This is a genomic window from Bacillus sp. XB1 (assembly GCF_053557995.1).
In genome coordinates this window covers 68,432-93,640 of record NZ_JBNRIL010000005.1, presented here as the reverse complement: position 1 = coordinate 93,640, position 25,209 = coordinate 68,432, and the positions used below count along the sequence as shown (strand labels likewise).

The window sequence follows — 25,209 nt, the reverse complement described above, 5'->3', positions numbered from 1 at the left end:
AAATATGTTTGATGTCTTACAAGTACATAATAAATGCTCTGCACTTTCATCTTTGTGAAAGTATCCACATTATCATTGTGAAATATTAAACAAGTTATTTTTTTAAAATCATACGAATATGTATTTTTATAACAAACTATCTCGCTTTCTCAATAAAAAATACATATATTACGCATATATGTTGAATATTTAACTTCCGTATTTAAACAAAAATCCTGTTTTTAATTTTATTAAAAACAGGATTTTTGCATCTAAATAATTAAATTTAATCTTTCTTCTATAATCTCCCTATCTGATTTCGACTGTGAAATTATAAGGCATGTATCATTTCCGCATATACATCCTATTTTTTCTTTCCAATCTAACTCATCAAATAAAACACCAATAACATGTGCATTACCAGGTAATGTTTTAATAACCATTAATTGATCTACACAATCAATTTTTACAACAACTTCTCGTAATTTTTTCTTTAACTTTATATCAGTTTGTAAATGCTCTTCTGAGAAAACTTTATATATCATTAATCCTTCTTGAGAAGGTACCTTCGTTAAGTTTAACTCACGAATATCGCGAGAAATCGTAGCTTGTGTTACTAATACATCTTTTTTTGCTAACAATTCTACTAATCTTTCTTGCTTATCTATTTCATACTCCTTTACAAATTGTTTAATTAACCGTTGTCTTTTTTCTTTTTTCATAAAAGACACCCCTTTTAATATTATAGCTCGCTATAATTTTCATCCGAAAGGGGCAGAAAAGAATGTTGCGGAAACGTTCATAGTTTAACTGTAAATATTAAATCAAGCTAAATAAAAAAGAGAAGAACAGCATTCTGTTCTTCCTTTTACATTGAAAATCGTTCAATTGTTTGTTTCAAATCAGTTGCTTGCTTCTCTAAATCCTTTAATAATTGATCGATTACTATCATATTTTTAGACTGTTGTAGCGTCACACGCGCCACTTCTTGCGAACCAGCTGATGTTTCTTCAGCAATTGCTGCTACAGCTTTTGTTTGTGCTCCTGTTTGATGAATGTGGCTTACTTGTTCATTCATATAACTACTAATTTGCTGAGTTGCATCGGCTACTTCCATAACACTTGATGACATTTCTTTTAAAATTAATTCCGTAGCTTCCCCACGTTTCGCCTCTTCTTTAGCTATTTTCACTTGTTCTGTCATTTTCATTGCAACTTGTTGTACTTCATCTTGCATATTCCGTAATAACTGCGATATGTTTCTTGCAGAATGATCACTTTCATCAGCAAGTTTACGTACTTCTTCCGCAACAACCGCAAAGCCTCTTCCATGCTCTCCTGCGCGAGCTGCCTCAATAGAAGCATTTAGTGCTAATAAATTCGTTTGGCTAGCAATCGCACTCACAACAGACACAATATGTTCTACTTGTTTCATTCGTTCTTCTAACTTCTGTACATTTTGCATTGAATCTTCATTTTCTTTTGCCAATGTTTGAATACCTTGAATTAAAGACGTAAAGACACGAGTACTATGCCCTAAAGCTTCAACCATTTCTGAAGACAATGTATCAGACTGCTTCGCTTTTTCTTCTACTTCACTTGCAATAGAAGTCGTTGTATCAACAGCAGAAACAATTGCTTGAATTGATGCCGCTGATTGCTCAGCGCCTGAAGAAATTTCTGCAAGTGTCTCTGATACACCTTGCGCTTGTCTCGTTGCTTCGCCTGTTTGTTTTCTAATCTGCTGTACTTGATTATTTGTATACGAAAATGTTGTATCAATATTTTTTACCATGCCCCTTAAGTTTCCTAACATCATATTAAATGCAACACTTAAAGATTTAATTTCATCATCTGTCTTCGGTAATGGAACATCTTCACGAATATCACCCTCAGCTGCTTTTCTTGCCGCTTCCTCTAACTTGCGAAGCGGTTTAATTAAAAATACGGCTGCTCCATATGCTAAAATTCCAGACCATACTACCCCTAATAACATAACGATAATATTATATACAGTTTGACTTATATAACTTTGAAAATAATCGTATATCACGTAAATAAAAAAGATACTTGTTGAATATGTAATGAAAGCTAAAACTGTAGTGAATAGCATAAGTTGTGTACGTAATCCAAAAGAAAATGTTTTCCTTTCTTTTTCCATCTTCCCTTTCCCCCTTTTTATAAGCAATATAAATACTACCTATATATTATTATCCATATTTTCATTATAGAAGGATATAGAGATTTTAAAAAAATTATTTCTTTGAATATCAAATTGCACGAAAAAAATAAAGGATTCTGACAATTTATGACTAATAACAGAAATAAGGGGCAACATTTGTAAAATATATTTTTAACTGGGGGTTTTGTATGATTCAAGTTCGAAATCTAGTAAAATCATTCGGTTCACTTGATGTGTTAAAAGGAATTGATTTAGAAGTAAAAGAAAAAGAAGTTGTTGTTTTAATTGGTGCCAGTGGTTCTGGTAAAAGTACATTACTTCGCTGTCTTAACTTTTTAGAAATGTACGATGAAGGCGAAATTCACTTACAAGGTGAGCGAATTGATCCAAAGCATTCAAATTTAAATAAAGTCCGTGAAAATGTCGGTATGGTTTTTCAGCACTTTAACCTCTTTCCTCATATGACCTCACTAGAAAACATCATAGAAGCACCTATTCACGTAAAAAAATTAGAGAAAGCAAATGCAAAGGATATTGGAACTCAACTTCTCCAAAAAGTCGGCCTTCAAGATAAAGCAGATGTAACTCCTCATCTTCTTTCAGGTGGTCAAAAACAGCGCATTGCCATTGCACGAGCTCTTGCAATGAGCCCTAAGATTATGCTATTTGATGAGCCTACCTCAGCTTTAGACCCTGAACTTGTTGGAGAAGTATTGCAAGTTATGAAAGAACTTGCTGAAGAAGGGATGACAATGGTTATTGTTACTCATGAAATGAATTTCGCAAGAGATGTAGCTGATCGCGTCATCTTTATGGATGATGGAAAGATTGTAGAAGATGCTCCGCCAGCACAATTCTTTTCAGCTCCATCACATGAACGGGCAAAACAATTTTTACGCAACGTTTTATAATGTAACTTTTGTTTCGAACGAAAAACAATACATTCATACGGTGCACAACTAATCATCCAAATAAAATATTTCAATAACATACTAAAAAACCATCCGTATGATCAATATATAGGAGGGGTTTTATGAAAAGAAAACTATTAACCATTGTTGCTAGCATTACACTATGTACATCTTTCATACTAGGAGCTTGTAGCAAAGAAAGCTCTACTACTTCAACAAATGGTGAAAAAGAATTTCGCTATGCGATGAGTGGATTATACAAACCTTTTAACTATAAAGAAAATGACGGCAAACTTGTCGGTTTTGATGTAGAAATCGGTGAAGCTCTTGCTAAAAAGATGAACATGAAGGCTACGCCAGTTACAAACCCATGGGAAACGCTGATTCAAGGTCTTCAAGCGAAGAAATATGATGTAATACTGGGTAGTATGGCAATTACAGAGGAGCGCTTAAAAGCTGTTAGTTTCTCAAATCCGTACTATCGCTCTGGCGCCCAAATTTTTGTAGCTAAAAAGAATAACGCTATCTCTTCTCCAGAAGATTTAAAAGGTAAGAAAATTGGTGTTGTAAAAGCTAGTACCTTTAAAAATCTTGTTGCAAAATATACAGATCAAATCACTGAATATGACAGCGATATTACTGCTCTTATGGATTTAGAGCCTGGGCGTGTTGACGCAGTAATTACGGATCAAATGGTTGGTCTACGTATGATAAAAGAAGGAAAATCAAATATAAAAGAAGCCGGAAAACCATTAAATCTTGATGAAATGGGAATTGCTATTCGCAAAGATGATAAAGAAATGGTTGAGAAAGTAAATAAAGCGTTAGATGAAATCATTAAAGATGGTACGTATGAAAAGATCAGTAAAAAATGGTTCGGGCGTAATATTCTCGGTGAAGAGGAAAAAACGAAGTAAGTTAGCCATTCAAAAGATTCATAAACAGTGCCCCACTGATTAAATGTTCATTTTATGTGGGGCATTTCATTCTCTACTAAAATCTATACAATATGAGGTGAAACGCATGTTTGAAATTTTTATCTCTACCTATCCCACACTCTTAAAAGCTACTATTGTCACATTACAATTAACATTAACCTCCCTAGTACTCGGTTCATTAATTGGATTATTATTTGCTTTCTTTCGAATCTCGAATAACAAAGTTTTAAATAGCATTGCTCATATCTATATTGCTATTATTCGTGGTACACCTTTAATCGTTCAAATCGCAATTCTCTATTTTGGCATTACATCTGTCATTGTTTTCTCCCCTTTTTGGGCAGGAGCAATCGCTTTAGCAATTCATAACGGTGCATATATTACGGAAATTTTCCGAGGATCCATTCAATCCGTCGACCGGGGACAATTGGAAGCCGCTCGCTCCTTAGGTATGCCTTACCCTTTAGCTATGCGCCGGATTATATTACCACAAGCATTTCGTCTGTCTCTTCCTCCTCTAGGAAACCAATTTATTATCGGATTAAAAGACTCTTCACTTGTCGCTTACGTAGGACTGTCCGAGTTATGGGGATCAGGTTTATCAATTGCAGCAGGTAACTTCCAACAATTAGATACTTACATAATCGTTGGTGTATACTATCTCGTACTTGTTCTTCTATTTACTTATTTTGTTAATCTCTTAGAAAAACGACTACAACGAAAAGAAACTAACTCCGTCCAATTCCATAAAAAGAACAAAAAGGAAGTTTCTTTATAAGAAAAAGCAAGCCTGAGATGGCTTGCTTTTTCATTGCAAAAATATATTAATTTTTACTGATTTACTTTTTTAATACTCTTTTCTTCCTCTATATGTTCCTCACGATATGAAATATTATGAGGATCTAGTCCATTTCCTAAAGAACCATAGAAATGCTCTCTATGCGGATCCACTAATTCACTTCCTTGATAATACACACGTGGTGTATTCCATAGCGCTGCCAAAGCTTTTGTCATCGGCATCTCATGATAGCGTTCCGGCCACATTTCTTTAATCTTCTCTTTTACTAACGGATAGTATTTAGAACTCATAGCAGGAAACAGATGATGTTCTGTATGATATGAGAAATTGAAATGTAAAACGTCTACCCAGCGCGGCACTGTTACTGACAAACAGTTTGCTAACGGATCATTTACTGGAACAATTGGATTTAAGCGGTGATTTGTTGCGATATATGCCATTACAATAAAGTTAGCAATTAACAACGGAATGACATATGCAAATAACCATTTTCCAGGTCCCATAATAAACAATAAACTAATCCAAACTGTCCAAGGCAAAAGAAGTTGAAGCCATACAGATTTTTGATTGGATGACTTGAACTCTTTTATAAAATGAAAGAACATTCGAGTCGAATGCAATGTAAATTGAATTGTTAGTGACAGAAAACTAAAGAATGAACGTACATGTAAAGGCATACGATATACCCAACTCAAAAACTTACTCTTCTTAAGTTTCTCAAGTGTCGGCCATGCATCCGGATCATTCTCTTCATGCTGTGTATGAACATGATGCGTTGCATTATGCCACTTTCTCCAAAGCTTTGGCCCTGTTGATAATGGCATAAATGCAATCGCGCCTAAGAAGTCACGAAGCCATGCCTTTCTTACAACAGTTCCATGTAAAATTTCATGCCCTAAAAATCCAAGTGAAGCAAAACATAATCCAAGAACAATCGCAATTCCTAGATTCGCCCACACATTCAATTCAAATACACCAATCGATATTAACCCCGCCAATGCCACAAGCAAATAAGCCAGTCCACCAAATAAACGAGTAGGCACTGGTTTAAATGCTTTTTTCGGCAAATGTGGTGATACACGTGCTGCATACCACCCAAACGTATGAAGCTCCTTCATCCTTTTGCTCCTTTCTTATGCCGCGCCTTGCGCAACTTACATATATCAATTCTTGCTTCCAGATTGATTTTACTAGATGATCCAAAAAGCATCTATTATAAGGAAAATATACTCACTCTATCGTCACTTATTTTTCGCTTTTATTATCAATGAAAAACATTTCTCTTTTTACTCTCTATCAACCTTTCCACATGATGAATCATAACAATAGAATTTCTATATTGTCAACACCTTTTATGACCTAGTAATAAAAGGTGGTTATATTTTTATAATCATACTTTATTTCACTAAAGAAAATGTATAGATTCCATAAGGATTTACCCACTATATATAGACATTTTCTTAAAAGCCATAGACTCTATCTCATTCAATAACTCCCTATGTAATCAACAAACAGAATCACTTGAATTTAGTTTTATATAAATCCCACTACTTCATAATGCCCCACCTAATTAATTATATTAAAATAATTTATAACCTCTTTTAATAAAAATAGACTACTTCTAAAACAACACACATAAATTTCATATAATATGGAAATATTAAAAGGAAAATTGTTCTAAAATCAGGAGGTTTCCGCAATGACAAGTGATACATTTCCACAACTGCCGCTATCTTATTGGATTGAATCTACTCAGCTTCCTACTTTCCCTCGTTTATCCGAAAATATAAAGACAAAAGTTGCTATTATCGGTGCTGGTATTACAGGTATTACTACTGCCTATTTACTTGCAAAAGAAGGCATCGATGTTGTTTTAATTGATTCTGGTCGTATTTTAAACGGAACGACTGGGCATACAACAGCGAAAGTAACAGCACAACATGATCTTATTTATGATGAATTAATAAACCATTTCGGTGTAGAAAAGGCCGGGCTTTACTATGAATCAAATAATCAGGCTCTACAATTCATAAATGAAACTGTTCAAACATATAAAATCGACTGTAATTTCTCAAATGAAGATTCATATTTATATACAACTACCGATAACGGATTAAGAAATTTATCGAAAGAATATGAAGCTTATCAAAAATTAAATATACCTTGTGACTATGTTCAATCTCTATCGATTCCTATTCCAGTACAATCTGCGCTTATAATGAAAAATCAAGCACAATTCCATCCCCTTCTTTATTTAAAAACACTTTTAGAAAAGTTTGTGGAGATGGGCGGAAAGCTCTACGAACAAACAACAGCTATGGATGTGGAAAAGGGAGATCATCCACAAATAATTACAAAAGAGGGCCATCATATCACTTGTGAATATGTCGTCTCTTGTTCACATTTTCCTTTTTATGATGCAAATAGCTTTTTCTTTACGCGAATGTACGCAGAACGCTCCTACGCTCTTGCAATAAAAGCAAAAACGGATTATCCAGGTGGCATGTATTTAAGTATTGATGATCCAAAGCGCTCCTTACGCTATATAACAAACAATGGAGAAAAATTAATTTTGATTGGCGGAGAGAGTCATAAAACAGGACAAGGAATAAATACGATGCTTCATTACGAAGCACTTTATTCTTTTGCTGAAGCAACTTTTGGAATAGACGAAGTTCCTTATAGATGGTCAGCACAAGATTTAATCACTCTAGATAAGCTTCCTTATATCGGACATATTAACGAAAGAAATCCAAATATCTTTGTTGCAACTGGATATCGCAAATGGGGCATGACAACTGGAACTGCTGCCGCTCACCTACTGAAGGACTCCATCCTAAAAGTCCACAGTCCCTATAAAGAACTGTATGCACCATCACGCTTCCATGCAAATCCAGATATAAAAACGTTCCTCTCCCAAAACATTGATGTTGCGAAACATTTAATTGAAGGTAAGATTGAAACCGCATTACGTAAGCCAGAAGATCTCGAAGTTGGTGAAGGATCTGTCGTACATGTTAACGGTAAACGAGCAGGTGCTTATAAGGACAAAGAAGGAAAATTACATATCGTCGATACAACTTGTACACATCTCGGCTGTGAAGTTGAATGGAATAATGGTGATTGTACTTGGGATTGCCCTTGCCATGGTTCTCGTTTTTCAATTGAGGGAGACGTTCTTGAAGGCCCAGCAGATCAACCGTTAAAACGAGTTGATAATGAGTAAACAAATAAAGAAGTTCAACAGAATTACGGTTGAACTTCTTTATTTGTTATAAAATCTTTTCAGATAAATTTCGACACAGGGAGGGAAATATTAACATTAAATAAAATAATATATTCATCTACAAATTAAAAGGGGTGAATATTATGCAACCTTCAGCTCCACCTCATCTAGAATCTACAGAAACTATCTTTTCAAGCTCTATTACAAAACTTGTTGTTTTTATTTGTTGGCTAGCCATTTTAGCTGATGGATATGATTTAGGTATTTACGGTGCCGTTCTACCAAAGCTCCTAGAAGACAAAAGCTGGGCGCTATCACCAGCGCACGCTGGTACAATTGCAAGCTATGCTTTATTTGGGATGTTTATTGGGGCTATTCTAGTTGGAACGATTACAGATCTAATTGGGCGTAAATGGACGCTTATATGCTGTTTAGCACTTTTTTCTATCACAATGGGTTTAGCGGCTATCGCTTCTTCTCCTGAGTTATTTGGATTATCTCGATTTATAGGAGGAATCGGATTAGGCGGTGTTATCCCAACGGCTTCAGCACTTACTGTTGAATATTCACCAAAAAAAAGGCAATCTTTTATTTATGCTCTTATGTTTACTGGCTATCCTTTAGGTATCGTATTAGGTGCTATTTTGTCTATGTTTATGTTAGAAGATTTCGGATGGAGAATTATGTTTGGTATCGGAATGATTCCACTACTCCTCATTCCTTTCATTATTCGCTATTTACCTGAGTCCATTCAATTTTTATTATCACGTAATCGCCAAGAAGAAGTGAACCAAATTCTTAATCGTTTTCAAATTGAATTTCATGTAAAAAATAAAACTCATCAAGCTCCATCCACTATACGAAAGAAAAATGGATTTTTTACTTTATTCTCAAAAGAATACATAAAAGCAACACTACTTTTTTGGATCACTTATATAATGGGAATGTTTTTAATATACGGTTTAAATACTTGGTTACCACAGATGATGCGCCAGGCGGGATATCCTCTTGGATCTAGTCTGTCTTTTCTACTTATGCTAAATATTACCGCAGCTGTTGGTGCGTTATTCGCTGGAGCAATTGCTGATCGTATAGGCGCAAAAATTGTTATTAGCATCTCTTATCTTATGGCAGCCATATGTATCGGACTATTAACAATTAAGCCATCTGTTACAATCATTTATCTTTTAATTGGCCTTGCTGGTATTGGATCGGTCGGTATTACTCAAATATTAAATGCATATGTAACACAATACTTCCCATCACATATCCGAGCTACCTCCTTAGGCTGGGGACTGGGACTTGGCCGAGTTGGTGCAATTGCTGGCCCTATTCTCATCGGTATTATTATGACAATGCAATATGACTTAGCATGGAATTTTTACTTATTCTCCTTTGCAGGTCTTATCGCAGCTATATCTGTTTTCTTCATTCCTACAAAATAAAAAGAGCACAAACTTACTTGTGCTCTTTTTCATATGCTCCAAACAGCATGTCTCGAAATAGTGTATTTAAAATTTCAATATCGATCCCTGATCCCTTTTCAATTCCTTTTACATATTGCCCATAGTAATGAATTTGTTCTTCTAAAAATTGATTTAGCACCTTAATTTTCAATCCAACATCTAATTCAGTACCTGCTTTTTTCTTTATTAACAACTTTTCAATCTCATCTAACACACTACGTTCTAATGGTAATTCTGTAATCAATCGATCAAATTCTACAGGTGGTAAAGTTGCTTTCTCTTCTAGCCACTTACAAGCTAAAATAGGACGTAATACATAAAAGTACTTTTTCAGCTTTACATTCTCACCTTGCAAAAATTCACGATAATTTTTCGACGCCATATGTAAATAATGATATATCGTTGCTTTTGGATCAAAATTCTTCTCACTCATCTGTTGAAGTAGTTCTGGAAAATTAGAGTTTTTCGAATAAAAAATTGGTGATCGAATCCACTCAAGTAAAGCTGGGTTCGACTTCGCGAATAGTTGCAACGCCTTTTTAATATCCCAACCACTTATATCTAAATCATCACTAATTGGATATTCAATTACATCACGTTTGTCATGAATTGATAAATACCATTCTACCGGATGTATATAAACAAACCTAACATCATAATCGCTATCTTTCGATGGAAATCCCCAAGCACGACTCCCTGATTCCACCGCAAATAAAATTTTTACATCATTCTCTTTTTCAATTCTTTCTAACTCCAACTCGATTTTCTCTCTCATTTCATAACATCTCCATTTTTTGATTATTTCCTTGGAAATTCGACAATACACTATTAATTTTACTACATACTAAAAAAACTGTCAGAAATTACTGACAGCCTAATAAAACTTCTATTGTTGCTTTTCGATTACAGTAGCAGCAATTCGTTCAAACTCTTTTTGAATCTCCTCTTTATATGCATCTACTATTGAAAAATCCATAGCAGCAATATAAATTCGTTCTAATTTATCACGAACCGATTTTGCTTTCGCTAAGAAAGACATTGCCTCATTCATTTTTGCTTTATACTGAATGGAAACATCACGAATTTCCTTCGCATATTTCTCATCAGTCCCTGGCGTAACAATAAGGGCATACATATCAATAATTTCATCACCCTCACGACTTGGAAAATATTCATGCGGTGCGGTGCTATCAAAAATTGCAAAGCCTAATTCTCTTACGATAACCATATCAAGACTATGCGGGTCAAATCCGCAATGATATACTTCAACTTCAAATCCTTTTTCTTCAGCTGCCTTAGCTAACTTTTTGAGCATCGTTGATTTTCCAGAGCCTGGGCGGCCTTTTATAAAATAACGATGTGGTAACCCTTCTGTTAAATTAGGAACAAAGTCAACTGCTCCTTTCGGTGTTGCAGCTCCTAAAAAACGATGTTTGACAAGCGATTGTCTCCCGCTTTTATCTGCAAATAATTTCTGGATTAGCTGATCGGTTAGTTCATTTGCTTTATTAAAATTTATATTATCAATATATATCTTCTCCCACTCATCATGTATAACCAATGCCTCTTTAAAACGTGCGTAAGCAGACTGAAAAGCTTTGCTTGCTTCTGAAACAAATCTTTCAATTTCTAACTTCTGCTTTCTTAGTTTATCTGAGTCCCAAGCAATTCCTAAATTTATATACTCTTCAACAACTCCTGGCATTTTTGGCTCAATAACATGCGGTGATGTCCCATCAACAATTCCTACTTTTAATTGTGGGATAATTACACCATCAACCGATTTATTGTCAGAAGAACAATGTAAAAATTCAATATCATATCCTTTTCCAACCCATTCACGACCTATTGCCTTTATTAAAGAAGATTTTCCCGTTCCTGGACCACCCTTTAAGATAAATAATCTGTCTAATCCTTTTAAATTCTCTTCGTATAAATTGTGAAATCCCCTAGCTGTATTACCACCAGCATAATAATTTAATACATTTCCTGTCACTGCACTCACTCCTTCGCAGCATTCTATTTACATAAGCTACAATATGCGAGCGGCTTTATTTGGGTGAATACCTATTTTGTATTGCACATAAAAAGGAAATGAATTACAATTTAACTATCAGAAAATTAAGATTCCGAAACTGAATACTTCTTTATCAAGAGAGGCAGAGGGACTGGCCCTTTGAAGCCCAGCAACCTCAGTTTATACGAACTGAATAGGTGCTAATTCCTGCAAAATGCATTGCATTTTGGAAGATAAAACTCAATTAGCATGTAAAGCTCATCTTTCTTGATACTGAAGGATGAGCTTTTTATTATTTGAAAAACATATATTGGAGGTATGTAAAATGAAAGTAATTGATTTATCGCAAACATTTGAAAATAATATGTCTCAATTTCCTGGAACACCTAAAATACAACTAGAAGCTGTTACAAGTGTTGAAGAATCAGGCTATCAAGTTACAGATTTTCATTCTGTCGTTCATGTTGGCACGCATTGTGATGCTCCTGCGCATTTTATTTCAGGCGCAACGACCATCGATCAATTACCGCTGGATCAATTTGTAGGTGAAGCTGTTCTTATTGATGTAACTCATGTACAAGAACGAAAACTACCTAAAGAAGTACTGCACGATGCTGATATAAAAGAAGGAGATATTGTTATTTTCCATTCCAATCTATCTACTAAATGGAACACGGAGGCGTATGAGAAAGAAGCTTTTTATCTTTCTGAAGAATTAGCCGAGGAACTAGTACAATTAAAAGTAAAATCTGTCGGTTTAGATTTTATTTCTCCTGATGAGGTAACGACAGCAACATCACCAATTCATCACATACTACTTGGGAATAATATTTATTTAATCGAAAACTTAACAAACTTAGATGCCATTCACACGAAACGTTTCTTCTTCTCAGCAGCACCTTTAAAAATTAAAGATAGCGACGGTGCTTTTGCAAGAGCATTTGCTGTAATTTTTTAAACAAACTATACAAAAAAGCAAAGATCATCATTGACCTTTGCTTCTATTTTTTTTATTTAAATTAAGAAAGAATTGCTCAACATGAGGACGTAACCAAGCTAAATAATCCTTCTCTTTCTTCTTTGTACAAGCTATTTCTTCCCCATCTACCATTTCAACAAGTTCTAGTTCTAACAGTTGCTTCGTGAATGCTAACATATTCACTTCTTCGGATGGATACTCTTCTTTTAATTTCTCCTCAATTTCCCCCAATAAAAAACCGTCACGCATCATTGCCAATGCATCAATCCAAAGTGGCGGCATTTCATACTTTTCTCCTGTAATTGTGTCTTTTACAGTATAATTCTTTTGCTCTTTTCGAAATTGAATCGTGTGTAAACATACAGTCGAATTTAATGTTAATTCCATCATACCACCTCTTTCATAATATCTGCATAGAAAAAAGGATGCGCGTGCACCCCTTCTTATCTTTTCATAACACTACTGAACCGTTACATGAGCAATCAATCTCATGTCGATATTTTCCTCCATTATAAACGAAGTATTTTATAAAAAAAACCCTTCTTGAAACATTTTATAAAATGTTTATATTTACACAACAAGAACACTTTTCTGAAAAATCTTTTCTCAAATACATTAAACGGTCGGCAGAAAAATTTCTACTTTCGTTCCTACTCCTAGACTACTTTGGATCGTGATACTCCCTTGATGTTCCTTAATAATTTTATATGTAATCATTAATCCAAGTCCTGTACCATTCTCCTTTGTTGTGTAAAACGCCTTGCCGATTTTTTCTAACTTCTCATTCTCTATACCACATCCTTGGTCTTCAACAGAAATACACAAATGTCCTTGCGTTTTTTGATATGCACGGATATGAATTTCTCCACCCTCTGGCATTGATTCTATTCCATTTTTAATGATATTTAATAACACTTGTTTTAATTGCTTATCATCACCGTTTATAGCCGGTAGATTTCCATCTACTTGTAAATTACATTTAACTCTATATTGCGTTGCATAACTTTCCATTAGATGCACAACATATAGAAGGGTGTCTCGTATATTACACCTTTCATAATTTGTTGGCTTTGGTTTCCCTAACAACATCAATTCACTAACAAATCCATTAACCCTTTCAATTTCTTGTAGCATAATGTCGTAGCTCATCGTATCAGTTGGATTTCTTTCTTTTTGCATTTGCGTAAACCCTTTTAACGCTGTTAGTGGATTTCGAATTTCATGGGCAATTGTTGTAGACATAGTCCCAATCACAGCTAAATTTTCCGTCTCTTTCATATTGTTCATCATTTCAACCACTGTTCTTACATAAGATTGAAATCGTTTTAATAAAGAATGTGAAATAATGAAATAAAATACACATAAAACAAGTGGAATTATCACTTTTAAATCTTGTAATAGCAATGTGAAAAATACGTACTTTCCAATTACACTAAAGGAAACTAAATAAAAGTATTTTCTATTCACGAAAACTGGGGCAAATAAAATTAACAGCATTTCTACCATACTACCATGTTCAAAAGGTCTATCCGTTCGCAAATAAATCATTAAATTATTAACAAGATTGATAAACATGTATCCAAATAAAAATAAATATTTTACAGAATATACATACCCTCTTTTTTGAAGATATATAGAAATAGGAAATAATGCTATTACAAATATAGGCACACCTATCCCAAGACTACCTTCTGGCCACCCTACCGCTGTTCCACTAATATTCATAGCAGGATATACAAAATAATATATAGCGTCATATAAAAAGAATATAATATAAAATAATAATATAAATACCTTTAAGGCTCTTCTTTCTTCATAAATCAAGCTCTTGTATTTGTTCATATAAAAACTCCCCTTGATCGATACAAAAAACTTTCATTGTTATCTCCTTAAAGTATAAGTATGAAATTGCTTTCAGGGCAATATTTAACCTTATAATACTAAAAGGAAGGAGATCTCTCCTTCCTTTTAGTAACAACTTATATCCACCTTACCCTATCATGTAACAATCCATCAGTAAAATTATTATGCCCTATTACAAAATCCTTCATATATAAATTTAAATACTCACCGTACTTACTTTCTGTATTTAATAACAACTCCTCGACGTAATAAGCACCTTGTTCAAATTGATCTAAAAGTAAACTAGACAAGCCCGCATAAATTCCGCACCCTACCTGAAAATACGTTGCATTCGTTTTATATTTACGAAAAACTTGGCTACTATTCATTACATTATACATATATGTCTCACTATTTTCATAAACGAGTAACACACCGACCAAGTCCTCTCCAGCAACCTCTTCTTCCGCTGGATTAAACACTTTACGATTCCAGTTCCATAAATCTTCTACTTGATCTAAGTTCTGTCTAATTATATTTGTTGTATACTCATTAATTCGGTAAAGAAAACCAACTTCCATATTGAAGTTTTTCCCTAAAATTAATACTTCCTCATGTGGCATTAAACAACCATAGAATTCTTTTTCTCCTAACTTCACTTTATACTCTGAAGCATATACATCTTCATAAAAGTAAAGAGGCCGATGATGACTCATATACATCGGATAACTCCAGATTGCTTCATCTAAAAATCGCTCTACTGCCCATGAAGCATAAAGTGTATGTGGCTTTATAAGTGCTGTATCATGCAAAAACGACGTGTCATGTTCTACAATATAACATGCTCTTGGCCTTTCATTTGGTCGTTCCTTCATAAGCTCAACAACCATCCATTGAACAACACCTGGATTCATACCTGAACCTATAATCGCTTTTGTATTTGTAAATTTCTCTTTCTCCTTCTCAAACCTTGTATATCTTTCCGTAAGCTGAAAGCCGATTAAGCTGTCGTCCTGATCTACTGCTTCATTTTCCAAGGCTGAATTAATATAACAAATTCCTAATTCATTACAGCATCTTAATACTCTAACTGTATCTGCCCCTGAAACATCAATCACAACACTCGTACTTTTTTCTTTTAAATGTTGTTTAAATTCCACTACATTTTGAAGGTTTATCTCATATAAATATAATTGACCTTTCAAATTCGAAAACAACTCATCATAATAAGTCCTATCTTTTTGTTTTATATCCACTAAATGAAATTTGGCATTCTTTAATACTTTATAAATTGGATCTTTTTCATTTGCTATCGCTTGATTTAAAATTGCTAAAACTGCTTTTGCTGCTCCACCAGCACTACCAAGCAATGTAATTGATAACGAATTCGGAAACTGCTCCACGAACAAAACCCCTTTAATAAATTAGTTGAGCAACTCCTCCTCAAAAAATAAATTGAATACATAAAAAGATAGCTCGTACACAATTTTTATAAGTTAGTGCAAAGTTACCTTTTAAAAAATCACACTATACTATGTTTATATTCAATTCATTTTTCCCCTCATCTTCAAATTAAACTAAAACAAATAGGCTCGACCTTTTCTTCTGCATATAAAAGAAAAAGTCAGCCCTTCCAACTAATCTACGGACAATGGACGGATTTTACATGTTGAATATTCACATACATTTTTGCATCACGTGCTTTTGATATTTCAATATGACCTTCATCAATTTTCGCCATTTTTCCAATTTTATTGGACTCCTCACCTAAATCAAACACCATAATTTTCCCAGTCATTTTAATAAGCTGTTCTTCAAATGTTCTAGCTAATGTAATATTTAACGGATTTACGGGGAGTTCATTTTTATTGAGGGCATACGGTACTTGGTTTTCTTTATACGGAATTAACCATTTTAAATGCTTTAAAGATATATATACCGTTTTATAAACCGGACTATAAAAAACAATATAGTCGTTCATCACACTTGTAACATAACCATGTATTGGAGCATTTCCTGCTACATAAACTTCTGTAAAAATCCCTTTAGAAGTACTTAATACTTTTCTCAAAGAAATTGAAGGGGATTCCCTCTTAATTACAGAATCAACATCTGGTTTTAGTATGTCTTCGTCGTGTGGTCTTAAAAATTTATAGTATTGTACATGATATAAAGATATATATACATAGTCTTGTCCATTGTAAAGAACAATAATGTCATTTCCTACGTCTATTAATATACCTTTAAACCTTTTTTCACCGATTAATTTAACATATATATTTTCCCCAATACTTTTGTTTAACTCATTCATCTATATCCTCCTTCCTATGAATTTCAGCTTTCCTATCTTCCGTTTCAAAAAAATAATCAGGGCAATGTTCTGTCTTAATAGTAAGTAATTCCTTTTCATACTATCGAAATAAGAAATTGTTCTTCTCTTTCCCTCATAATGCCCCTCTTATTTATTAAACATTATTCATCTTCATTCTTTTTACATTTCACTACTTGACTCACACTCTTAATATGATAATTAATGATATAAATAACTTCATCACCATTTACTAGCGTAATACATTCTTCATGCACTTCACTTAACAAGCCTTCTACACACTCTGGGCCGCCACGATTAATCTTTACCCACTTATACTTCAAGTCACGTAATACATCGACAAAAGTATCATCATCAGAGCAGAAACATGAAACATAGCCATCGCCACATTTACTTTCTTTCACTTTCTTAACTAGACTTTTCACATGTTTCAATTGGTAATATACTAATTCACCAAGAGGAAGTTGTAATGTAAGGTAATCTCTTCCTAACGATACAAGTACCCCCACTCGACTCTCTGGTCCACGAAGATTTACTTTTACAGTCTCACCGACTAAGCCTTTAATTTGTTCACAGCATAATATACTTTCCAAATTTATATCCTCCTTTCTTATTATCTTCCTCTTCTTGACTGTCTTTGTGCGCGAGCTCGACCTGAATTATTATTTTCACTTTCGCTTTCACTTTCGCTTTCACTTTCGCTTTCTTCGCTCTCTCTACAAGGTACTGTTACACTCTTAATATGAGATACTGCAACTAATATAACTTCTTCTTTTACAATTAGTGTCACAAATTCACAAGAAACATCTTGTAAAATACCTTCAACTTTCTCTGGGCCACCACGATTAATTTTCACCCAGCAATATTTGAAGCTTTGAAGTAACTTTTCAAAGTCATCTTCACATTCACATTCCAACCATCTGCAATCATCTGCTTTACAATCTTTCGCATTTTTTGTAATACTTTTCAGATGACGAATCTGATAGTAATAGAGCTCTCCTTTTTCATTCTTTAATACAAAGTAATCCGAACATACAGCGACTATTGTCCCTTTTTGAGATTCTGGACCACCCCTGTTTACTCTCACAAAAGATCCAATTAAGTCTTTCAGAAAATCACAATGAAATAAACTCACGAGAAAACCCCTTCCATTAATTTATAAGCTTTTGCACTGATAGTATATGTATCTGTACAGGTTACGTTCTCTATGTTTGTCCTAGCTAGAAAAAAATATGCTTTTAACATGGTAGACTACTACCTATCAAAATTTGAAGAAAGGCTAAGAACTCCTTATGTTTTTGATATCTTCAAACAAAAAATCCCTTATGAATATACATTTCTGCATATCTTCATAAGGGATTTTCCATAGTTTAATCTTCGTCTTTAACATCCATATCTTCTGGAATTGGTTCGTTCAATATTTCTTCCACTAATTGCTTATATTTCTCCATTTGTTCTAAATGTGTATTAAATTGTTCTTTATTTACTAAATATTGCTCTCCATCGAATAGCGCACGAATTTTCTTTTGCTGAATTAACTCTTCAATATACGATTTTGGTAAATTCAAATACTCCGCAGTCTCTTCTACTGTTATATACAATGCGTTCATTCCTTTATTATTTTTTCATCTATACTGTATCTTACTTTATTTTTGTAAACAAATAAAAAAGATTTTGTAAATGCAGTTCAAAAAGCAGGTAGATGCATTCCATATATTGTATAGTATTATATAGTAAGAATTTTTTAAATATAGAATGGTATTACCCATTTACACAAAGGAGAGTTAACATATGGCTACTCGTCACATCATTACAATGTTAGAAAAAACACTACAAGTTGAAACAGAAAACACAATTTCTCATTTGAATGTATCTTTATCTGATCGTTTTCTTTCTCAAAGCACAGCAATACATGAAAACAATTGTTATCATACAATTGGTGAATGGTACAAAAATCACTTCTTATTCCAACAAGATGATTTCCTTTGGGCTAAATATGCCTTCTATGACGCATATTGTGAAGCCATCAAAAAACAAGGTCATCTTACAAAACGTGTTCGCCAAATATTAGAATCATTAGCTCGAATGCATGGAAAACAGTATATTGCTTCTATACTAAATATGCCATTTCCTAATGAACGCGCTAAAGGGACAGCGTAATTTAGCCATGTTCTGCGTAAGCAAAACATAGCTAAATTGTTTTCTAGGATGCTTTACCAATAAAATGTTCATATCATATGAACTGATGAAACCGGTGTCATTATAATGATAGAAAATATAGTAAACAGGAAAACCCCCACGTACATCTCTCATCCATTTGAATAGAGAAATACGTGGGGGTATACTTGTTCCTTATTATTTCATCATCTGCTTAATCAGTTCGCGATTTCTCTTCTTAAATACTTCATTATGAGAAGAAACCATTCCATACTCACTTGCATCTGGTTGGATAAATTGTTTTGCTTTATTCACAGCATTTCCCGCATCTTGGAATGCACCTGCAATTAAGTGTAGTTTCCCTTCGTGCTTTAAAATATCTCCAGCAGCATATAATCCATCTACTGAAGACTCACTATTTGCATTACCTGCAATATAATAATTATCTATAATTGCAACGTCTAACTCACTATTTTCTAATAATGTAATGTCGCGTTCATATCCATGATTAATAATAACTTCATCAATAGGTAAATGAGAAACCTCACCTGTTTCATGATTTGTTAATTCTACATATTCGATTGCTTCATGATTATCACCAGCAATTAATTTTGTAATCGATGTATTAAAGAAACACTCCGCCGAGCTGTTCATAAGTTGTTTTACTTGTGCTTCATGACCAGATAATTCTTCTTTTCTATACGTTACATACACTTTTTTCGCAATTGGTTCCAATTCATTTGCCCAATCAACAGCAGAATTGCCTCCACCGGAAATAATAACTGTTTTACCTTTGAAACGCTTTAAAGATTTAACTGTATAATTTAAATTCGATACTTCAAATCGCTCAGCACCTTCAATAGATAACTTTTGCGGTTTCAATATACCACTTCCTGTTGCGACGATAACTGTTTTTGAAAAGTGTTCTTCGCCAGTACTTGTTTTTAATGTAAAAGTACCATCTTGATTACGAATAATCGATTCTACTTTTGTATCTAATACAACTTCTGGCTTAAATGTTAACCCTTGCTGTACAAGTTGTTCAATTAACTTATCACCTGTAACTGGTAATAGTCCTCCTACATCCCAAATCATCTTTTCCGGATACACATGTATTTTTCCACCTAAATGTGGTTGAAATTCTATTATTTTCGTTTTCATTTCTCTGAGTCCACTATAAAAAGCTGAATAAAGCCCTGCAGGTCCTCCGCCTATCACGGTTACATCAAACAATTCTTCTCGTTTCATTCGTGCTCACTCCTCAGCTATTAATCATTGATTATCATTCTCAATAAAATATAACCTGTTTCCGCAAAATTTACAATCAAAATTACTATTGACAATACACCTATATAAAATTATATTATTTAAAGAATCAATAGTGATAATCATTATCATTTTGTTAATAATTAGCAAATTTGAGATTACATCTTCTTTCATTAATATGGTTATTACTATATTATAAAATCTCATATTCAAGATTTTTAATAAATTATTTTGCATTACCACTACTATTTCAAAAAGATTACAGTTAAACAAATTATTGTATACACATATCATCTATGTTAAAGGAGAAAGACGATGAAAAAGTTATTTATTTCACTAACAGTTCTTTTCGTTCTTGTTATGAGTGCTTGTAGCAATAGCTCTACAGACAAAAAGGACGATGCAAAAGGTAGCAAATCAGAAACAATTACATACCAATCTGAAGATGGTAAAAAAGTAGAGGTTCCTGCAAATCCAAAACGCGTTGTTGTATTATCATCATTCGCTGGTAACGTAATGTCATTAGGAGTAAATCTTGTTGGGGTAGATTCATGGTCTAAACAAAACCCACGTTTTGATAGCAAACTTAAAGATGTTGCTGAAGTATCAGATGAAAATGTTGAAAAAATCGCTGAACTAAATCCAGATTTAATCATCGGTTTATCAAATATTAAAAATGTCGATAAGTTAAAGAAAATCGCGCCTACTGTAACATACACTTACGGAAAAGTTGATTACTTAACACAGCATTTAGAAATCGGTAAATTATTAAACAAAGAAAAAGAAGCAAAAACTTGGGTTGATGACTTCAAGAAACGTGCACAAGAAGCTGGTAAAGAAATTAAAGCAAAAATCGGTGAAGATGCTACAGTTTCTGTTGTAGAAAACTTCAACAAACAGCTTTATGTATACGGCGAGAACTGGGGCCGCGGAACAGAAATTCTGTACCAAGAAATGAAATTAAAAATGCCTGAAAAAGTAAAAGAAAAAGCATTAAAAGAAGGTTACTACGCATTATCTACTGAGGTATTACCTGAATTTGCTGGTGATTACTTAATCGTAAGTAAAAATAAAGATACTGATAACTCATTCCAAGAGACAGAATCATATAAAAACATCCCAGCAGTAAAAAATAATCGCGTATATGAAGCAAACATGATGGAATTCTATTTCAATGATCCACTTACATTAGATTTCCAACTAGACTTCTTCAAGAAGAGCTTTCTTGGTAAATAATACAAACATGAGGAATTCTTAATTTAAGAATTCCTCTTCCTTTATTCTATGAACAGAAAAGATGTGAAACGAATGACAAAAGATCATGACAATCCACGTTCTATAGCTTTTACATACAAACTTATTTTAAGCTTAATTGCATTCTTTCTTATTTTTATGGTTGCAATGGTATTAGGTGCTGCAGATACTTCGATAAAAGATGTATGGTCAGCACTCACTTCCTCCGCTAAAGGAGACAAAATATCTATTATTCGAGAAATACGTTTACCACGTGAAGTTGCTGCTATTTTTGTAGGAGCTGGACTTGCTGTTTCTGGAGCAATTATGCAAGGATTAACACGAAATCCACTTGCGGATCCTGGATTATTAGGACTATCTGGTGGAGCAAATGCTGCGCTTGCACTGACACTTGCTTTCAACCCTTCCATCAGCTATCTTTACTTAACATTAGCTTGCTTTATCGGTGCTGCAATTGGCGCAATTATGGTATTTGGAATTGGTATGGTGAAAAAAGGCGGCCTTTCTCCTCTTCGAATTGTATTAGCGGGCGCTGCAGTTTCAGCATTTCTACTCGCAATTTCAGAAGGAATCGGCATTTACTTTAAAATTTCACAAGATGTATCACTTTGGACTGCTGGTGGCGTAATTGGAACAACTTGGAACCAATTAAAAATTATTATTCCAGTCATTTCAATTAGTATCTTTATCGCTATCTTACTAGCAAAAAAATTGACAGTTCTTAGTTTCAGTGAGGAAGTGGCTATTGGACTAGGTCAAAAAATTATTGTTATTAAAACTATTTTATTTATCATTATTATCTTACTTGCAGGTGCATCTGTAGCGCTTGTTGGAAATATGGCATTTATCGGCTTAATGGTACCTCACATGGTACGCCCAATTGTCGGTCCAGATTACCGATTTGTTATACCGATGTCAGCAATTGCTGGAGCTTCCTTTATGCTACTTGCAGATACAATCGGACGTACTATTAACGCTCCATACGAAACACCAGTTGCAGCAATTGTCGCGATTGTAGGGTTACCATTCTTCCTATTCATTGTACGTAAAGGAGGAAAAACATTCTCATGATGCAATCTATTTTAAGAAAACAGCGTCTCATTATACTCGCTTTACTTATAGTAATCATCATAACCATTGTAGTTGGAATGGGACTTGGTTCAGCATCTTTATCTTATGATCGACTACTCCCAACATTAATGGGGCAAGGGACTTTTAAAGAGGATTTCGTTTTATACTCTTTAAGGCTACCTAGAATTGTCATTACATTATTAGCTGGTATGGCTCTTGCTTTATCAGGGGCTATTCTGCAAGGAATTACCCGAAATGATTTAGCTGAACCTGGTATTCTTGGTATTAACTCTGGGGCCGGTGTTGCTGTCGCTATTTTCTTTTTATACTTTCCAATAGATGTAGGTTCATTTCTCTACTTACTACCTGTAGTTGGATTTATCGGAGCATTTCTGACAGCTGTTCTAATTTACGTATTTTCATATAGTAAATCAACTGGACTTCAGCCAATCCGATTAACATTAACCGGTATCGGTTTTGCATTTGCACTATCTGGAACGATGATTGTCCTTATCTCATCCGCAGATCGTATGAAAGTAGACTTTATTTCAAAATGGATTGCCGGAAATATTTGGGGAGATGACTGGATCTTTGTTTTAGCAATGCTCCCATGGTTAATCGTATTCATTCCATTTATTTTCTATAAAGCAAATCGATTAAACATTTTAGCATTAAACGAACCAGTCGCAATCGGCGTTGGAATTGAAATTGAAAAAGAACGCAGATACTTATTAGTTGCAGCCGTTGCACTTGCAGCTGCAGCTGTTTCCGTAACAGGAGGAATTAGCTTTATCGGATTAATGGCTCCTCATATCGCGAAATCTTTAGTAGGTCCAAGACATCAAATCTTCATGCCTATCGCCCTTTTAATCGGCGGATGGCTATTATTATTAGCAGATACAATTGGAAGAAATATCGTTGATCCTAATGGCATCCCAGCAGGTATTGTCGTTGCTTTAATTGGGGCTCCTTACTTTATGTATTTGTTGCTTAAAAAAGCTTAAAAGACACCCTCAAGATTTTTTCTTGAGGGTGTCTTTGTTTCATTCTACTGCTGCCCATATCCTTCAAACTTCTTCGCCAAATTCTCCATCTCATCTTCTGGCAATAACTTCGGTTCTCCGACGCTTTTCGTTTGATAATAAATTTGTGCACAAAACTCAATTTCTTCCGCAACAGTAAATGCCATTTTTATATTATTTGCACCTGCAATTAAACCGTGATTCGCAAGTAAAACAGCACGGCGATCAATCATGCCTTCAAAAGCAGCCTCTGCTAATTGCTTCGTACCAAATGTTTCATACGGTGCACAGCGCACATTCGGACCTGCAAAAGCAATTAAATATGACACAGCCGGAAGCTCCCATCCTAATGACGCAATCGTCTTCGCGTAAGGAGAATGTGTATGCACAAGCGCATTTATATCTTCACGCTTCCTATAGTAAATAAGGTGCATATCTAATTCACTTGATGGTTTTCTCTCTCCTTCTACTACTTCACCATCTAAGTTTAATATAACCACATCTTCAGGCTTTGTTTCATAATACTCTAAACCACTTGGGCTAATCGCAACAAGACCTTGTTCACGATTAAAGATACTAATATTACCGCCCGTTCCCTTTGTTAAACCACTAGAAATCATTTTCTTTCCATACGCTACAATTTCTTCTCTTTCTTTTTGTAATAACATATACATCCCCCTAAGTATGAAGCTTACGATGACTGACTTTTATATTTATCTATTTATTGAAATAGCTTTTTTAAATTCTCCGTAAACGGTGCCTTTACAATCCCTTTTTCTGTAATAATCGCTGTTACATTTTCATGTGGAGTAACATCAAATGCTGGATTATATACTTTACTTTCTTTCGGAGCAGAATATTGTCCGAAGCGATTAATCACTTCAAAAGCATCTCTTTCCTCGATGGGAATTTCTTTTCCTGTCGGTGTTTTCAAGTCGATTGTCGGCGTTGGCGCTGCTACATAAAACGGAATGTTGTAGTATTTCGCTAAAATAGATACGCCTAATGTTCCAATTTTATTTGCTATATCACCGTTCGCTGCCACACGGTCGCATCCAACAATTACAGCGTCAATCTTCCCTTGTGACATGACCATAGCTGCCATATTATCCGTAATGACAGTAACATCAATTCCCGCTCGCTGTAGTTCTAATGCCGTTAACGTTGACCCTTGTAATCTTGGACGTGTTTCATCCGAAAAGATTTTTAAGTCCCATCCTTTTTCTTTTGCTAAGTACATTGGAGCCGTCGCAGTACCATACTTAGTCGTCGCTAACGCACCAGCATTACAATGTGTTAATACTCCCATTCCATCATGGAATAATGTTAATGCATGTTCTCCAATTTGACGGTTAATTTCTTCATCTTCTCTATGAATTTCTTTTGCCTCTTCTAGTAATCTATCTTTCAACTGTGAGATTGATAAATGAATATTATCTGCCGCTACACTTTCCATTCTTTCAAGTGCCCAAAATAAATTTACTGCAGTCGGTCTTGATGTCTCCAAGTATGTACATACCTTTCTTACTTCATCCATAAATCCTTCTTCCGTACTTTCAGCAAATTCCTTTACCCCTAAATACACTCCATAAGCTGCTGAAACACCAATCGCTGGTGCACCTCGTACTTTCATTACTTGAATGGCATCCCACACACTTTCAGCTGTTTTAAATGATTCATAGACAATTTCATTCGGTAATAACGTTTGATCTAACAAAACTAAAGTATCATCTTTCCACTGAATTGGTATTAATTGCTCTTCCATCATATT

The 25,209-nt window shown here is 34.3% G+C and carries 24 protein-coding genes, 2 pseudogenes and 1 riboswitch; of the genes and pseudogenes, 10 read left to right on the top strand and 16 right to left on the bottom strand.

Annotated elements, in window-relative coordinates:
• Positions 1-251: 251 nt before the first annotated feature.
• The 3 genes and pseudogenes from argR to ACK1U5_RS24580 all read right to left on the bottom strand — a co-directional run.
• Positions 252-701: an arginine repressor gene (gene argR, locus ACK1U5_RS24590; RefSeq protein WP_000711822.1), complete on the bottom strand. Its 450-nt coding sequence runs from the start codon at positions 699-701 to the stop codon at positions 252-254.
• A 146-nt stretch (positions 702-847) separates the two neighbouring features.
• Positions 848-1,420, bottom strand: a pseudogene (locus ACK1U5_RS24585) (methyl-accepting chemotaxis protein); the annotation flags it as partial.
• 369 nt (positions 1,421-1,789) lie between these two features.
• A pseudogene (locus tag ACK1U5_RS24580) lies at positions 1,790-1,975 on the bottom strand (HAMP domain-containing protein); the annotation flags it as partial.
• Between the two features lie 374 nt (positions 1,976-2,349).
• Here ACK1U5_RS24580 and ACK1U5_RS24575 point away from each other — a divergent pair.
• The 3 genes from ACK1U5_RS24575 (at position 2,350) to ACK1U5_RS24565 (ending at position 4,788) form a co-directional block, all read left to right on the top strand.
• Positions 2,350-3,072, top strand: a complete 723-nt coding sequence (locus tag ACK1U5_RS24575) for an amino acid ABC transporter ATP-binding protein (RefSeq protein WP_000616925.1) — start codon at positions 2,350-2,352, stop codon at positions 3,070-3,072.
• A gap of 122 nt (positions 3,073-3,194) precedes the next feature.
• Positions 3,195-3,989 (top strand): ABC transporter substrate-binding protein, encoded by a 795-nt coding sequence (locus ACK1U5_RS24570; RefSeq protein WP_000823768.1) that lies wholly within the window; start codon positions 3,195-3,197, stop codon positions 3,987-3,989.
• Positions 3,990-4,032: 43 nt separating this feature from the next.
• On the top strand, positions 4,033-4,788 hold the full coding sequence (locus ACK1U5_RS24565) for an amino acid ABC transporter permease (RefSeq protein WP_002004337.1): 756 nt from the start codon (positions 4,033-4,035) through the stop codon (positions 4,786-4,788).
• A gap of 53 nt (positions 4,789-4,841) precedes the next feature.
• On the opposite strand, the gene ACK1U5_RS24560 is transcribed toward ACK1U5_RS24565, so the two are convergent.
• Positions 4,842-5,927 carry a fatty acid desaturase family protein gene (locus tag ACK1U5_RS24560; RefSeq protein WP_000661226.1) on the bottom strand — a complete coding sequence of 362 codons (1,086 nt, stop codon included), beginning with the start codon at positions 5,925-5,927 and terminating at the stop codon, positions 4,842-4,844.
• A 581-nt stretch (positions 5,928-6,508) separates the two neighbouring features.
• Between ACK1U5_RS24560 and ACK1U5_RS24555 the strand changes: the two genes are divergently transcribed.
• On the top strand, positions 6,509-8,035 hold the full coding sequence (locus ACK1U5_RS24555; protein ID WP_000199992.1) for an FAD-dependent oxidoreductase: 1,527 nt from the start codon (positions 6,509-6,511) through the stop codon (positions 8,033-8,035).
• Positions 8,036-8,178: 143 nt separating this feature from the next.
• Complete coding sequence (locus ACK1U5_RS24550; RefSeq protein WP_001183092.1) at positions 8,179-9,480, top strand: MFS transporter; 1,302 nt, start codon at positions 8,179-8,181, stop codon at positions 9,478-9,480.
• Positions 9,481-9,493: 13 nt separating this feature from the next.
• On the opposite strand, the gene ACK1U5_RS24545 is transcribed toward ACK1U5_RS24550, so the two are convergent.
• Together ACK1U5_RS24545 and ACK1U5_RS24540 are read right to left on the bottom strand one after the other, a co-directional pair.
• A complete protein-coding gene (locus ACK1U5_RS24545; protein ID WP_001208233.1) occupies positions 9,494-10,276 on the bottom strand; it encodes a nucleotidyltransferase domain-containing protein in 783 nt (260 codons plus the stop codon).
• 111 nt (positions 10,277-10,387) lie between these two features.
• A complete protein-coding gene (locus ACK1U5_RS24540) occupies positions 10,388-11,497 on the bottom strand; it encodes a PRK06851 family protein (protein ID WP_000147488.1) in 1,110 nt (369 codons plus the stop codon).
• A 148-nt stretch (positions 11,498-11,645) separates the two neighbouring features.
• Positions 11,646-11,758: riboswitch (SAM riboswitch) on the top strand.
• Positions 11,759-11,843: 85 nt separating this feature from the next.
• Here ACK1U5_RS24540 and ACK1U5_RS24535 point away from each other — a divergent pair.
• Positions 11,844-12,476, top strand: coding sequence for a cyclase family protein (locus ACK1U5_RS24535; RefSeq protein ID WP_000862982.1), 633 nt, complete (start codon positions 11,844-11,846; stop codon positions 12,474-12,476).
• 27 nt (positions 12,477-12,503) lie between these two features.
• On the opposite strand, the gene ACK1U5_RS24530 is transcribed toward ACK1U5_RS24535, so the two are convergent.
• The 7 genes from ACK1U5_RS24530 to ACK1U5_RS24500 form a co-directional block, all read right to left on the bottom strand.
• Positions 12,504-12,884, bottom strand: coding sequence for a hypothetical protein (locus ACK1U5_RS24530; RefSeq protein WP_000424119.1), 381 nt, complete (start codon positions 12,882-12,884; stop codon positions 12,504-12,506).
• 228 nt (positions 12,885-13,112) lie between these two features.
• A complete protein-coding gene (locus ACK1U5_RS24525) occupies positions 13,113-14,339 on the bottom strand; it encodes an ATP-binding protein (RefSeq protein ID WP_001046106.1) in 1,227 nt (408 codons plus the stop codon).
• Between the two features lie 137 nt (positions 14,340-14,476).
• Positions 14,477-15,742: an S-adenosylmethionine decarboxylase related protein gene (locus tag ACK1U5_RS24520; protein WP_069605448.1), complete on the bottom strand. Its 1,266-nt coding sequence runs from the start codon at positions 15,740-15,742 to the stop codon at positions 14,477-14,479.
• Between the two features lie 239 nt (positions 15,743-15,981).
• Complete coding sequence (locus tag ACK1U5_RS24515) at positions 15,982-16,650, bottom strand: hypothetical protein (protein ID WP_001004268.1); 669 nt, start codon at positions 16,648-16,650, stop codon at positions 15,982-15,984.
• A 161-nt stretch (positions 16,651-16,811) separates the two neighbouring features.
• Complete coding sequence (locus ACK1U5_RS24510) at positions 16,812-17,261, bottom strand: hypothetical protein (protein ID WP_000443836.1); 450 nt, start codon at positions 17,259-17,261, stop codon at positions 16,812-16,814.
• 20 nt (positions 17,262-17,281) lie between these two features.
• Positions 17,282-17,803 carry a spore coat protein gene (locus ACK1U5_RS24505; RefSeq protein WP_069605447.1) on the bottom strand — a complete coding sequence of 174 codons (522 nt, stop codon included), beginning with the start codon at positions 17,801-17,803 and terminating at the stop codon, positions 17,282-17,284.
• Between the two features lie 235 nt (positions 17,804-18,038).
• Positions 18,039-18,278, bottom strand: coding sequence for a helix-turn-helix domain-containing protein (locus ACK1U5_RS24500; RefSeq protein WP_001998970.1), 240 nt, complete (start codon positions 18,276-18,278; stop codon positions 18,039-18,041).
• A gap of 181 nt (positions 18,279-18,459) precedes the next feature.
• Between ACK1U5_RS24500 and ACK1U5_RS24495 the strand changes: the two genes are divergently transcribed.
• Positions 18,460-18,828: a hypothetical protein gene (locus ACK1U5_RS24495; RefSeq protein ID WP_000235475.1), complete on the top strand. Its 369-nt coding sequence runs from the start codon at positions 18,460-18,462 to the stop codon at positions 18,826-18,828.
• A 195-nt stretch (positions 18,829-19,023) separates the two neighbouring features.
• On the opposite strand, the gene ACK1U5_RS24490 is transcribed toward ACK1U5_RS24495, so the two are convergent.
• Positions 19,024-20,073 carry an NAD(P)/FAD-dependent oxidoreductase gene (locus ACK1U5_RS24490; protein WP_069605446.1) on the bottom strand — a complete coding sequence of 350 codons (1,050 nt, stop codon included), beginning with the start codon at positions 20,071-20,073 and terminating at the stop codon, positions 19,024-19,026.
• 333 nt (positions 20,074-20,406) lie between these two features.
• Between ACK1U5_RS24490 and ACK1U5_RS24485 the strand changes: the two genes are divergently transcribed.
• From ACK1U5_RS24485 to ACK1U5_RS24475, 3 genes are read left to right on the top strand one after another with little or no spacing between them, the layout of a single operon-like run.
• Positions 20,407-21,327 (top strand): iron-hydroxamate ABC transporter substrate-binding protein, encoded by a 921-nt coding sequence (locus ACK1U5_RS24485; RefSeq protein WP_000732591.1) that lies wholly within the window; start codon positions 20,407-20,409, stop codon positions 21,325-21,327.
• A gap of 48 nt (positions 21,328-21,375) precedes the next feature.
• Entirely contained in the window at positions 21,376-22,416 is a 1,041-nt protein-coding gene (locus ACK1U5_RS24480) for a FecCD family ABC transporter permease (protein ID WP_001998969.1), read from the top strand.
• A complete protein-coding gene (locus tag ACK1U5_RS24475; RefSeq protein WP_048567392.1) occupies positions 22,413-23,420 on the top strand; it encodes a FecCD family ABC transporter permease in 1,008 nt (335 codons plus the stop codon). Before ACK1U5_RS24480 ends, ACK1U5_RS24475 begins: the two co-directional genes overlap by 4 nt.
• Positions 23,421-23,464: 44 nt before the next feature.
• Here the strand turns inward: ACK1U5_RS24475 and ACK1U5_RS24470 are convergent, their stop codons facing one another.
• The gene (locus tag ACK1U5_RS24470; protein ID WP_000926558.1) at positions 23,465-24,106 is read right to left on the bottom strand and encodes an L-fuculose-phosphate aldolase; all 642 of its coding nucleotides are present in this window, start codon (positions 24,104-24,106) and stop codon (positions 23,465-23,467) included.
• A 53-nt stretch (positions 24,107-24,159) separates the two neighbouring features.
• Positions 24,160-25,206, bottom strand: coding sequence for an S-methyl-5-thioribose-1-phosphate isomerase (gene mtnA / locus ACK1U5_RS24465; protein WP_069605445.1), 1,047 nt, complete (start codon positions 25,204-25,206; stop codon positions 24,160-24,162).
• Between the last annotated feature and the right edge of the window lie 3 nt (positions 25,207-25,209).

Bases quoted from the DNA above. Each gene is read 5' to 3' on its own strand.
- ACK1U5_RS24560 (WP_000661226.1), bottom strand. From the start codon at position 5,927: ATGAAGGAGCTTCATACGTTTGGGTGGTATGCAGCACGTGTATCACCA.
- ACK1U5_RS24485 (WP_000732591.1), top strand. From the start codon at position 20,407: ATGAAAAAGTTATTTATTTCACTAACAGTTCTTTTCGTTCTTGTTATG.
- ACK1U5_RS24495 (WP_000235475.1), top strand. From the start codon at position 18,460: ATGGCTACTCGTCACATCATTACAATGTTAGAAAAAACACTACAAGTT.
- ACK1U5_RS24525 (WP_001046106.1), bottom strand. From the start codon at position 14,339: ATGAACAAATACAAGAGCTTGATTTATGAAGAAAGAAGAGCCTTAAAG.
- ACK1U5_RS24535 (WP_000862982.1), top strand. From the start codon at position 11,844: ATGAAAGTAATTGATTTATCGCAAACATTTGAAAATAATATGTCTCAA.
- ACK1U5_RS24480 (WP_001998969.1), top strand. From the start codon at position 21,376: ATGAACAGAAAAGATGTGAAACGAATGACAAAAGATCATGACAATCCA.
- ACK1U5_RS24515 (WP_001004268.1), bottom strand. From the start codon at position 16,650: ATGAATGAGTTAAACAAAAGTATTGGGGAAAATATATATGTTAAATTA.
- ACK1U5_RS24545 (WP_001208233.1), bottom strand. From the start codon at position 10,276: ATGAGAGAGAAAATCGAGTTGGAGTTAGAAAGAATTGAAAAAGAGAAT.
- argR (WP_000711822.1), bottom strand. From the start codon at position 701: ATGAAAAAAGAAAAAAGACAACGGTTAATTAAACAATTTGTAAAGGAG.
- ACK1U5_RS24555 (WP_000199992.1), top strand. From the start codon at position 6,509: ATGACAAGTGATACATTTCCACAACTGCCGCTATCTTATTGGATTGAA.
- ACK1U5_RS24500 (WP_001998970.1), bottom strand. From the start codon at position 18,278: ATGAACGCATTGTATATAACAGTAGAAGAGACTGCGGAGTATTTGAAT.
- ACK1U5_RS24475 (WP_048567392.1), top strand. From the start codon at position 22,413: ATGATGCAATCTATTTTAAGAAAACAGCGTCTCATTATACTCGCTTTA.
- ACK1U5_RS24490 (WP_069605446.1), bottom strand. From the start codon at position 20,073: ATGAAACGAGAAGAATTGTTTGATGTAACCGTGATAGGCGGAGGACCT.
- mtnA (WP_069605445.1), bottom strand. From the start codon at position 25,206: ATGATGGAAGAGCAATTAATACCAATTCAGTGGAAAGATGATACTTTA.
- ACK1U5_RS24575 (WP_000616925.1), top strand. From the start codon at position 2,350: ATGATTCAAGTTCGAAATCTAGTAAAATCATTCGGTTCACTTGATGTG.
- ACK1U5_RS24470 (WP_000926558.1), bottom strand. From the start codon at position 24,106: ATGTTATTACAAAAAGAAAGAGAAGAAATTGTAGCGTATGGAAAGAAA.
- ACK1U5_RS24530 (WP_000424119.1), bottom strand. From the start codon at position 12,884: ATGGAATTAACATTAAATTCGACTGTATGTTTACACACGATTCAATTT.
- ACK1U5_RS24565 (WP_002004337.1), top strand. From the start codon at position 4,033: ATGTTCATTTTATGTGGGGCATTTCATTCTCTACTAAAATCTATACAA.
- ACK1U5_RS24570 (WP_000823768.1), top strand. From the start codon at position 3,195: ATGAAAAGAAAACTATTAACCATTGTTGCTAGCATTACACTATGTACA.
- ACK1U5_RS24550 (WP_001183092.1), top strand. From the start codon at position 8,179: ATGCAACCTTCAGCTCCACCTCATCTAGAATCTACAGAAACTATCTTT.